This is a genomic window from Curtobacterium sp. PhB130 (assembly GCF_003755165.1).
Lineage (GTDB): Bacteria > Actinomycetota > Actinomycetes > Actinomycetales > Microbacteriaceae > Curtobacterium.
This window is the reverse complement of sequence record NZ_RKII01000014.1, coordinates 1-10,051: the sequence shown is the minus strand read 5'-3', so window position 1 is coordinate 10,051 and position 10,051 is coordinate 1. Positions and strand designations below refer to the sequence as shown.

Below are 10,051 nucleotides of genomic sequence, written 5' to 3'. Positions count from 1 at the left end.
CTGTGAGCAGCCTCGCTCTGTGTCGTCGTTTTCGCTGCGATCGGTGTCGGGTCAGGTGGTGCCGATGACGAGGGTGCTGCGGGCGGCCTCGACGACGTCGTTGGTGATGACGTCGAGCTCGTTGATCTTCAGGACGCGTTGGATCTGAGGGAGGAGGCGCTCAAGGAGCCGGAAGTTGCCGCGGGTGATGCGTTCGACGGCGGCGATGGCTTGCGCGTCGGTGAAGTCGTCGGGGTCGAGCGTCTTGCCGAGCTTGCGCCATTGACGTTCGAGGACGAAGAGCAGCTCGTCGTGGCCGAGCGGACGGTACTGGTGGGCGAAGCCGAGGCGGCTGTAGAGCTGCGGGTAGTGGCTGAACTGCTTCTCGATGCCGGGCATGCCGATGAGGATCATCGCTATGCCGGTGCGGTCGTACTGGTCGCGGAGCCACTCGATCGCGTTGCCGGTGAGGCGTTCGGACTCGTCGATGATGATCAGCTCGAGCAGGGACGGGTTGGGGCCGTGTGCGTGGTCGAAGTGGCGACCCTGGAGCAGGAGGTGTTCCTCGATGCAGCGTTCGGTGCGGAGCATGTCGTGCCGGAGGTCGTCCTGCAGGGCGCGCATCGTGGCGGAGACCTCGGGCGTGTAGAAGACGGTGCGGGCTCGGTGGGCGGCGGCGTAGATCTTCGTGTCGTCTTCGCTGCGTGCGGCCCATCTGGCGATGAACGGGCCGATGCTGTCCCAGTGGGCGTAGCGGCGTGCGGAGAGGGTCTTGCCGACGCCAGCGGGGCCGAAGCAGACGCCGATGGTGTTCTGCTTCCGGACGGCGTCGGCGAACTCCGCGAACCGACGGTGTTCCTTCGTGATGATGAACTGGCTCGTCATGACCGGTCCTCCTCGTAGGTCATCAGTCGCGGTTGATCCGGTGCCGGTGCGGGTGCTGGTGGGGTGTGATCATCGGGTGTGGGGCGGACGATCGCGATGCGTTCGCGGATCTGCCCGCGCAGGGCTCTTCGTTGCGCGTTCCGGGCGGCCTGGATCTGCTTGAGACTGATGGTCTCGGTCTGATGCGCGGTACTGATCGCGGTGCACAGGAACGCGTCGCGGTGAAAGACACGGATCTCGGTGACGTCGCGGGGGTCGTACCGGACGCTGACGGTGCTGCCCACGAAGGGTGCGAGAGTGGTTGCGGTGTAGCGGAGCCCTTCGAAGTGGATGCCGTCTCGTTGCACGACACGCGTGGTCGGGACGGTGAGCAGGAACCCGTCGAGCTGCTCGAGGGAGTCCGGCATTCGTGGCAGCCACCCGTCTGCGATCCACGCTTCCAGTGGGCTCTTCCGGAGCTCGCGGTGGATGCGGGCGTTGTAGCGGCGGATGAACGTGTTGATGGCACTGTCGACACCGGCGAGATCCAGCGCCGGCGTCGGCGCCGGCGCCGAGGATCCGGGTGCGAGGTGGCCGGGGAGCGTTGGGAGCAGCTCGGTGTTGATGGTGCCGAAGAACCGCTCGATCTTCCCGCGGCCCTGGGGGCGAGCGACCTGCGAGTGGATGATGCGGAGGTGCAGCACGGCGGCGGTGTCGCCGATTCGGTGGCTGGTGAAGTCGGACCCGTGGTCTGTGTAGAGCACGTCTGGGATCCCGCAGACAGGCCAGTCCGGTTCCGGCTTGTGCCAGATCGCTTGCCGGAGCGCGAGCGCGGTGTTCGCGGCGGATGGGGCGCCGAGGAACACCATGTACCCGCAGACCGCGCGGGAGTAGTCGTCGAGGATCACCGTCAACCACGGCCGTTCGGGCTTGCCGTCGGGTCCGACGATGAGCAGATCGAGCATCGTGTGGTCCGCCTGCCAGATCGCGTTGGGGCGATCCGCACGACGTCGGAGCAGCAGTTCGTGCTTGTCCCGATATGACGCGGGCCCCTCAAGCGCGAGCGTCACCATCCCGGGATCAAGCCCGTTCACGATCGACCGCACAACGGAGTACGACGGCGCTGAGAGACCTCGTTTGGTGCAGTAATTGTCGACCTGGCGGTGAATCGTGGCGATCGAAGGTCGTGGCTTGGTGAGTGCGAGCCCCTCAATCAGGCGCACCAGTTCCGGTGCCGTCCGTCGGGCGCCGTGATCGGTGCGGGTGCCGTCGGCGAGAGCCGGGTATCCGCCGGTTCGGTAGCGGGCCAACCAGCGTTGCAGGGTGCGCTCAGCGACGCCCGTGGTGCGGGCCAGGGTGGCGAGCGGGATGGCGTCCTCGACGTGCAGTCGAAGGATGCCCCACCGCTCGCTCGCGTCCATAGCCAGCTACATCGTTGGGGAAGGCTTGGTTCGTCGCGCCGCGACGGGCTCGGCGTGCTTCGCGAGTGCACGGTAGATGGTGGTGCGGCTAACGCCGAGCACGTCGCCGATCTGCGCGACGGTCATGTCCTGCTGTTCGTAGAGCCGGCGTGCGGTGCGCACCTGGTCCGCGGAGAGCCGAGATGGTCGGCCGCCGGTGCGGCCGCGGGCTCGAGCGGCGGCGAGGCCGGCGTTGGTGCGTTCCTTGATGAGGTCCCGTTCGAACTCCGCCAACGCGGCGAAGACGTGGAACACGAGCCGGCCGCCGGGCGAGGTGGTGTCGATGGTCTCCTGCAGGGACCGGAACCCGATGCCGCGCTCGGCGAGAGCGTGCAGCTGATCGATGAGGTGCCGGATGGACCGGCCGAGCCGGTCGAGTCGCCAGACGACGAGAGTGTCGCCGGGGCGGAGCTGGTCGAGGAGCTTGTCGAGCTCGGGCCGGTGTTGGAGCGACCCGGACATGGTGTCGACGAACACGCGGTAGCAGCCAGCGGCGTTGAGCGCGTCGATCTGCAGCGACGCGTCCTGGTCTGTGGTGGACACGCGCGCATACCCGAGAAGGTGACCCATGAAGAGAACGTAGCGAAACTCGACCAGGAGGGGTAGTGGCGGCACGTAGATTCTGGGACTGGGTTCCGCTACAAGACACGGCGCCTCGCACCCGGACTGAGCGCCGGTACGGATAGTTGTAGCGGAATCGTTCGTATTTGTTACGTCTGCCGCGCTCGCGCGGCGAGCCGGAGTGCTTGCACGGAACGGAGGTGTTGTTCCGATCGGTGGCGGCCGTTGGCGGGAGACGGATGTGGTGCTGCGATGACCGGAAGGAGTCGGGGGTGCTCGTCCAGGGTGAAGTGTCGCATGACGCCGTCGAGGGCAACGGCCCCGTACGTGACGATCGCAGTGAGAGCGGGGAGGGCCGCGAGCAGTGTGGCGAGGGCATGCCGCCCCTCGTCGATGTCCTCGAGTCGCACGCGGTCGGGCAGTTCCCATGGGACAAGGTTCCAGCGGACGTACTCGCCGCGTGCGAGTCCGGACTCGATACGGGCTGCTCGGAACGCGGCCGCGGTCGGGCCCGGGTTGTCCTCGCTGCAGATCGCTGCGTGCGCTGCGGCGATGGTCTGGGGGCCAGGCGACTGCATCAGGACCAGGACACGGCTGAATCTGCCGCCGGATCGTGGGTCGAAGCTCGGGACGAACCGTCGGCTGCCGTCGGGCGCGGTCCGCCACGTCTCCGCGAGACCGTTCAGCGATCGAACGTCAGCGAGTTCCTCGGGGGTACTCATGCCGGCTGTGGCGGTGCCAGCAGGGTGCCACGGATGACGGATCCGTGAAAGGTGCGAAGGGCAACGGTGATCCATGCGGCGACGAGGCCGGCGTAGTAGATGACGGCGAGGACGGCAACGACGGTCAGGCCTGAGTGCAGGGCGAGCCCGTTCAGGCCGGTGACGCAGGTCCCGACGGGGAACGTGAAGGACCACCAAGTCAGGCTGAACGGCAAGTGTTCGCGGGCAGTGCGGATGGTGATCGCGAGGGCGATGACGGTCCACAGCAGCGCGAAGCCGAGCATCGCGAACCCGTACACCAGCGCCACGACCAGCAGGGCATGCGCGGTACTCGCATCGACAACGGTGGGGGCGTTCGATGCGAGGAGGTTCACCGCGGTGATCGACTGTCCGACCGGCCCGAGGACGATCCACAGAGTCGGGACCATGCCGGCGGCCCCGACCTTGTGCTGCGCGAGACGGTTCCAGATCAGCGTGATCACGACCAGCGACGTGATGAGGCTGAGGCCGAAGAAGCCGTAGCAGGACCACAGCAGCGTCTCCCGCGCCTGCCCGGCGGGGGCGTACGGCAGCAGGAGCGCACCGGTGGAGGCGGACACCATCGGCGGGACGATCGGCATCAGCCAGCCGCCGAACGCGGAGTCGGGCTTGTTCTCGTGGCGGGTGAACGCCAGGTACGGCACGAGCACTGCCGTGAGCAGTCCTCCGATGGTGCCGATGGTCCACAGGACCCAGTCGATGGTGACGGCGGCGGGCAGGCCGACCCAGTCCTTGCCGAGCAGGAGTGTCCCGGCGCCGACGGTGAGGAACGCCATCGGTGGTGCGCCGTAGAAGTGCGAGATCACCGGGTTGAGCTGGTGCCCGGCTGCAGTGCTCCGGTAGCGGATCCAGTGCAGCACCGTCGCGGTCGTGAGGGCGACGAGGAGCACCGCGGCGATCGCCCACACGACCGTCGCCGCGAGGCGCAGCCCGGGGAACTGCAGCGGCAGTGACGCAGCTGCGACAGCGACGATCCCCGTGCCCATGATCGACGCGAACCAGTTCGGTGTGAGATTCGACACGATCAGGCCTGGCCGCTCCAGGTCACGGAACAACGCCGTCTGCGGCCGTTGGGGCAGCTGGCTACCGTTCGCGGGTGCAGGGTCCGTGCGGAGCGTTGTCATGGGCCAAGCCTGCGCGAATCCTGCCTCTGGCGGTACCCGGAACCTCTTGGCAGGGCACAATCAATGATTGTGGCACTACGGCGACTCACGGACCGAACCCTCGACCTCGACACACTCGACGTGCTCGCACGCGTCGCCGAGACCGGCTCCCTCTCCGCTGCCGCTGGAGCGCTCGGCGTCACGCAACAGGCAGTGTCTGCTCGGATCCGGGTCGCCGAGCGCATGGTCGGTCACTTGTTGGTGCACCGCTCGACCACGGGGTCGGTGCTGACCGAGACCGGCAGGCTCGTCGTCGGGCTGGCCGGACCGGTCCTCGACGCGTCTCGCCACCTCGAAGCAGGAGTGGCTGCGCTGCGGACTCCCACGGGTTCGCTCGTCGTCGCAGCGTCACAGACGATCGCGGAGCTGCTGCTGCCGGGCTGGCTGCTCGAATTCCGCCGCCGCGAACCCGACGTGCGGGTGCGCCTGATCGCGGGCAACTCCGCCGCGGTGACGGACCTCGTGCAGTCGGGTGGCGCGAACCTCGGGTTCACGGAGACCCCGGTGACGGCGGCAGGTGTGTCCGCGCAGGTGATCGCGGACGATGAGCTCGCGGTCGTCGTTGCGCCGGAACATCCCTGGGCTCGGTCGACCGGGATCACTGCGGAGGTCCTGGCGGCGACGGCTCTGCTCCTGCGGGAAGAAGGTTCCGGAACTCGCGCGACCCTCGCCGCATGGCTCAGGGAGGCCGGTTTGAGCATGTCGGTTCCGGCCGCGGTGCTGGAGACCACGAGCATCATCCGGGCGAACGCGCAGGCTGGAATTGCACCGGCGGTGATGAGCCTTCGCACGGTCGCCGCCGACATCAACGACGGGTCGCTGGTGCGGGTCCCGCTCGCTGGGCCGCCACTTGCCCGGCCGTTGCGGGCGATCTGGTCGGGAGAGCCTCAGCCAGCTGGTTCTGCTTTCCTGCGCGTCGCCCACGAGGTGACCGGTCGGGGTCAGCGCAGCCCGTAGGGCAGCTCCGGATTGTTCTCCGCGATCTCGGTGAGCCGGTTGTACTTGGCGACGCGTTCTCCGCGGGCGGGTGCGCCGGACTTGATCTGTCCGGTTCCGGTGCCGACGACGAGGTCCGCGATGAACGTGTCGGTGGTCTCGCCGGACCGGTGCGACACCATGCTCCGCATCCCGAGCGAGCGTGCGACGCCGATCGCGTCGAGGGTCTGGGAGACGGTGCCGATCTGGTTCGGCTTGATGAGCGCCGCGTTCGAGAGCCCGTCCTTCCCACCGTCGCGGATGCGCTGCGGATCGGTGACGTAGAGATCATCGCCGACGATCTGGAGCATGTCGCCGAGCGCGAACGACATCGCCTTCCAGCCGCCGTGGTCATCTTCGGAGAAGCCGTCTTCGATGCTCCGGATCGGATACCGGCTGATGAGGTCGCGGTAGTAGTCGACCATGCCTGCGCGGTCGAGCCGGCGGTCCACGACCCGGTAGCTACCGTCACCGAGCGCGAACTCGTTCGCCGCCGGGTCGAGTGCGATCGCGACGGTGTCCACGCCGGGCTCGTAACCGGCGGCACTGATCGCGGCGACGAGGAGGTCGAGGGCCTCCTCGGGCGCGGCGATCGACGGGGCGAAGCCGCCTTCGTCCCCGAGACCGAGACTGCCGAACCGTTCCCGGACCAGTGCCGCCAGCGCGTGGTAGACGTCCGATCCGATCCGAACCGCGTCGGTCATGGTCTCGGCGTTCACCGGGGCGATCATGAACTCCTGGAAGTCGAGCGCGTTCGCTGCGTGCGCTCCGCCGTTGAGCACGTTGAAGTGCGGGACGGGCAGGCGGGGCGTGCTGCCGGTGACGTCTGCGATCCAACGCCAGAGCGGCAGCTCCGCTGCGGCGGCGAGAGCGCGTGCCATCGCGATCGAGGTCGCGACGACACTGTTCGCGCCGAGCCGGCGGTGGTTCGGGGTGCCGTCGAGGGCAGCGAGGGCGGCGTCGGCCTGCCCGATCGAGGTCCACGACTGGCCGGTGATCATCGGTGCGACGTCCGTCGTGATGAGGTGCAGTGCCTGGCTCACGTCGCGGCCGCCGTAGCTGCTGCCGCCGTCGCGAAGCTCGACAGCCTCATGCGCGCCAGTGGATGCGCCTGCGGGGGCGTCACCGGTGACGACGGTGCCGTCCTCGAGCTCGAGACGCACCTGGATCGTCGGGTAGCCGCGGGAGTCGAGGATCCGGGAGCCGTGCAGGCTGCTGATGGTGACGGGGCGGCTGGTGTGGGTCACGTACTCGCCCTGATGGTGGGTGGTGTGGTGGACGTTGCTGATGTAGTCGTTCACGGCGGTTGTCGCCTTTCGGGTTGGTCGTGCGGGTGTGGGCCGCGGGGAGGCGGAGGGACGACCTCCTGGCGATCACTGGGCGCCAGTTGCCTCCCCACGGCGGTTCAGGGCGCGCACTGGATGGTGTCGGGTGCGCGGGTGCCGGTCAGGGGTGCGGGGTGAACCGTTCCTGTGCGGCGCGGATGATGGCTTCGGCGTCGACACGGTTCGCCCACCCGTTGGTGGTGACGTGCTTGCCGTGCTCGATCTCCTTGTAGTGGGCGAAGAAGTGCTCGATCTCCGCCAGGACCGGCTCGGCGACGTCGGAGATGTCCTGGACGTGGTCGAAGCGGACGTCTCCGGCGGGGACGGTGAGGATCTTGTCATCGCCGCCGTTCTCGTCGACCATGCGGAGCATCCCGACCGGGCGGACGTCGATGACGACGCCGGGGAACGTGGGCCGGGGCAGCAGCACGAGCGCGTCGAGGGGGTCGCCGTCATCGCCGAGAGTGTCGTCGATCGAGCCGTAGTCCTGCGGGAACACCATGCTGGTGAACACCGCCCGGTCCAGGCGGATCCGTCCGGTGGCGTGGTCGACCTCGTACTTGTTGCCGCTGCCGCGGGGGATCTCGATCGTGATGTCGAAGTGCATGAGCTGTTCGTCTCCCAGTCGGATGGTCAAGTGAGGGTGCCGAGGGTGACGCCCCCGGCGGCTGCGGCGACGGAGACGACGAGCATCCCGAGCCCGTTCACGGCAGCCGCGGTGGTGCGGCCAGTGCGTGCGAGGCGGACGGTCTCGAAGCTGGCGGTGCTGAACGTGGTGTAGCCACCCATGAGCCCTGTTCCGAGCACCGCGACGGGGGTGGCGCCGAGGTGACCGGCGGCGCCGGTGATCAAGCCCAGCAGGAACGAGCCGGTGATGTTGATCGTCAGCGTCCCGACCGGGAGCCGGAACTGCCGACCCCGGTTGATCGCACCATCCACGAAGAACCGTGCGGCCGCGCCGACACCGCCAGCGACCGCGACGCTGAGGAAGGCCAGGGCGCTCATGATGTGGCCCCGTTCGGTCGGACCAAACCCGCGATCGCGAGGCCGCTACCGGTGGCGATCGCGCCGGCGAGGACCGTCAGGAGCGCGTACCCGGTGCCGGCCAACCCGCGGCCAGCGAGGAACAACACCGCGGTGCTGGTCGCGAGGGTGCTGTAGGTGGTGAACCCGCCGAGGACACCGGTTCCCAGAAGCAGGCGCAGTGTCCGGCGGCGACCCTCGTCAGGTCCGCGATGCGCGAGGTGTTCCAGCAGCACACCCAGTAGGAGCGCGCCGGCGATGTTGATCCAGAAGATCGCCCAGGACACCTCCTGCTGAGCGGGGAACGCGGTGCTGAGTCCGTCGCGTGCGGCGGTACCGATGGCGCCGCCGAGTGCGACGACACCGAGGTACCGCCACCGCAGATGCACTGGCCGGTCGATACGTTCCGGGTCGTTGGCGTCGATGTCTGGGTCGGGCGGGAGCTGCCCATCGGGCAGGTGCGTGTCCGTTCGGGAGGTCATGTTCCACCTTCCGCAGCGACCGCTGCCGCTGCTGCTCGTGCTGCCGGATGCAGGTACTCCCCACCCCGCGGACAGAACCCACCGTCGCCGTCGAACCGGTAGATCAGGGGTTCGCCCGTGGGGAGGTTCAGGTCCGCGAGCTCACCGTCAGTTAGGCCGTCCATGCAGGCACACAGTGCCCGCAGTGAGTTGCCGTGCGCGACGACGAGCACTGTCTGCCCGTCGCGGAGTGCCGGGGTGATGCTGTGCGACAGGACGGGTTGGACCCGGCGGATGACGTCGGAGAGTGTTTCGGTTCGACGAAGTGCCGCCCACGGCAGTCCACGAAGCGCCGGCGTCCGCCGGAGCGCCAGCCACGCGCGGATCGACATGCGTGGTGGCCGTCCCGTGCGGGTCCGACGAACAGCGAAGAACTGCTCCGCCCCCAACGCCGCTTGCGCATTCTGCTTGGACATGCCGGTGAGGGCGCCGTAGTTCCGCTCGTTCAACCGCCACGTCGACTCGATCGGCGCATCACGTCCGAGGACGTCGGTGACGAGCTCCGCCGTGTGGAGCGCCCGCTCGAGCGTCGACGTGAGCACGAGGTCCGGTCGGATGCCGGCATGCAGAAGTAGCAACCCAGCCCGATTCGCTTCGGCGCTGCCCTGTTCGGTCAGCGCGACGTCTCGCAAGCCGGTGAAGGTACCGGCAGCGTTCGCAGTGCTCTGTCCGTGGCGGAGCAGAACAAGCTGGCCGGTCACGGGGTGTCCCACGGCAGTGGGGCATCGAACCCGACCGGATCAACGGGCACTACGAGCACTGAACGGTGCTGCTGATGGGTCAGCCGTACCGCGACCGACCCCGTGAAGAACTCCGCGATTCGACCCGCTCCCGTCCTGGCCCCGACGACCAGCATCGCCGCGTCGCGGTCTTCGGCCACCTGCGACAGTGCCCGGCTCGGATCCCCGACACCCGGGACGAACGTGACGTCGACGCCGTAGGTCGTTGCGGCAGCACGTACTGCCGCCTTGTCACTGTCCGACAAGCCCTGCGGTGTCGTGTCAGCGGTGTCAGGGTCGATCGGTTCCACCATCACCGACCCGTCCGAGCGCGTACCGGCATCGAAGAGCGATGCATCCACGCTGACGCACACCAGCGTCGTACCGAAGCGCCGCGCGATAGACGACGCAACCTCGATGACCCCCGGAGCGAGGCCGGGCAGGACGCCGACGACGACCGGTCCGGAACCGATTGGTGCTGTCATGACACTCCCTACCTCAGGCGCGCAGAAGCGCGACCAGCTGAGATAGGGACTGTTGTCGACAACTGTCGAGGTTGGGTCCGGCAAGCCCCACTACCGGGTCCGAAGACACCACCATTATGCACCCGAACCCCAAGTCACGCGGGCCGTCTCGCGCACCCGCGACGTCCCGACACCGAAGGAAGCGATTCCGACGACACGGAGCGAAGCTGCCCACA

Annotated in this window: 12 protein-coding genes; 1 reads left to right on the top strand and 11 read right to left on the bottom strand. The window is 68.2% G+C overall.

What is annotated here, in order from left to right; translation table 11 throughout:
* Positions 1-51: 51 nt before the first annotated feature.
* The 5 genes from EDF24_RS18795 to EDF24_RS18775 all read right to left on the bottom strand — a co-directional run bounded on the left by EDF24_RS18795 (position 52) and on the right by EDF24_RS18775 (position 4,647).
* A complete protein-coding gene (locus EDF24_RS18795; RefSeq protein WP_055960810.1) occupies positions 52-864 on the bottom strand; it encodes an AAA family ATPase in 813 nt (270 codons plus the stop codon).
* Positions 861-2,264 carry a Mu transposase C-terminal domain-containing protein gene (locus EDF24_RS18790; protein ID WP_071301383.1) on the bottom strand — a complete coding sequence of 468 codons (1,404 nt, stop codon included), beginning with the start codon at positions 2,262-2,264 and terminating at the stop codon, positions 861-863. The genes EDF24_RS18795 and EDF24_RS18790 overlap by 4 nt, the downstream gene beginning before the upstream one ends.
* Positions 2,265-2,270: 6 nt before the next feature.
* Entirely contained in the window at positions 2,271-2,873 is a 603-nt protein-coding gene (locus EDF24_RS18785) for a recombinase family protein (RefSeq protein ID WP_055960814.1), read from the bottom strand.
* A 140-nt stretch (positions 2,874-3,013) separates the two neighbouring features.
* On the bottom strand, positions 3,014-3,586 hold the full coding sequence (locus tag EDF24_RS18780) for a uracil-DNA glycosylase (RefSeq protein WP_055960816.1): 573 nt from the start codon (positions 3,584-3,586) through the stop codon (positions 3,014-3,016).
* Positions 3,583-4,647 carry a TDT family transporter gene (locus EDF24_RS18775; RefSeq protein ID WP_240614499.1) on the bottom strand — a complete coding sequence of 355 codons (1,065 nt, stop codon included), beginning with the start codon at positions 4,645-4,647 and terminating at the stop codon, positions 3,583-3,585. The genes EDF24_RS18780 and EDF24_RS18775 overlap by 4 nt, the downstream gene beginning before the upstream one ends.
* Positions 4,648-4,818: 171 nt before the next feature.
* Between EDF24_RS18775 and EDF24_RS18770 the strand changes: the two genes are divergently transcribed.
* On the top strand, positions 4,819-5,745 hold the full coding sequence (locus tag EDF24_RS18770; RefSeq protein ID WP_055960820.1) for a LysR family transcriptional regulator: 927 nt from the start codon (positions 4,819-4,821) through the stop codon (positions 5,743-5,745).
* Here the strand turns inward: EDF24_RS18770 and eno are convergent.
* The 6 genes from eno to EDF24_RS18740 form a co-directional block, all read right to left on the bottom strand.
* A complete protein-coding gene (eno, locus tag EDF24_RS18765; RefSeq protein ID WP_083393829.1) occupies positions 5,730-7,064 on the bottom strand; it encodes a phosphopyruvate hydratase in 1,335 nt (444 codons plus the stop codon). The two genes, EDF24_RS18770 and eno, sit on opposite strands and share 16 nt — an antisense overlap.
* Before the next feature lie 145 nt (positions 7,065-7,209).
* Positions 7,210-7,695: an inorganic diphosphatase gene (locus EDF24_RS18760; protein WP_055960822.1), complete on the bottom strand. Its 486-nt coding sequence runs from the start codon at positions 7,693-7,695 to the stop codon at positions 7,210-7,212.
* Positions 7,696-7,721: 26 nt separating this feature from the next.
* Positions 7,722-8,093, bottom strand: a complete 372-nt coding sequence (locus tag EDF24_RS18755; protein WP_055960823.1) for a CrcB family protein — start codon at positions 8,091-8,093, stop codon at positions 7,722-7,724.
* The gene (locus tag EDF24_RS18750; RefSeq protein ID WP_228506157.1) at positions 8,090-8,593 is read right to left on the bottom strand and encodes a CrcB family protein; all 504 of its coding nucleotides are present in this window, start codon (positions 8,591-8,593) and stop codon (positions 8,090-8,092) included. The genes EDF24_RS18755 and EDF24_RS18750 overlap by 4 nt, the downstream gene beginning before the upstream one ends.
* Complete coding sequence (locus EDF24_RS18745; RefSeq protein WP_171907745.1) at positions 8,590-9,345, bottom strand: 2,3-diphosphoglycerate-dependent phosphoglycerate mutase; 756 nt, start codon at positions 9,343-9,345, stop codon at positions 8,590-8,592. The genes EDF24_RS18750 and EDF24_RS18745 overlap by 4 nt, the downstream gene beginning before the upstream one ends.
* Positions 9,330-9,920 (bottom strand): universal stress protein, encoded by a 591-nt coding sequence (locus tag EDF24_RS18740; protein WP_228506158.1) that lies wholly within the window; start codon positions 9,918-9,920, stop codon positions 9,330-9,332. The genes EDF24_RS18745 and EDF24_RS18740 overlap by 16 nt, the downstream gene beginning before the upstream one ends.
* Positions 9,921-10,051: the final 131 nt, after the last annotated feature.